This window comes from Pseudanabaena sp. PCC 9330 (assembly GCF_055795045.1).
Window position 1 is genome coordinate 1 of record NZ_JAYFES010000040.1, and the last position, 374, is coordinate 374.

At 40.6% G+C, this 374-nt stretch carries 1 pseudogene; it reads left to right on the forward strand.

The features are described from left to right. Nucleotides 1-374: pseudogene (locus AC0QKW_RS00715) on the forward strand (hypothetical protein); the annotation flags it as partial.

Below are 374 nucleotides of genomic sequence, written 5' to 3' on the forward strand. Positions count from 1 at the left end.
TCACTTCTAGTTACGGGATTACCCAAGAACACCGTGATTGGGACAATAAAACGCAGCCGATTTATTTTGAGGATACGGCTAAGTCCATACAATTCAATACTTCTCTTTACTTCGAAGTAGATGAGGTCATTGAAGTGTATATGCAGCAAACACAGGAGGACCTTCAGGAACAAGGGGATGAATATACGGATTGGATGCCGCTACGCGACAGTCAAAATCGCTATCCTATTGGCTACATCTATCTCACCGTTAGTATTGATTTAAACAGATATGGTGAAAATGAGTATAGAACTGATTTAATCTGTTTTGATTTTACGGCGGCTACGACAAGCATGAGCTTACTGTTTGAGAAGTCAACCTCGATCCGAAAAACA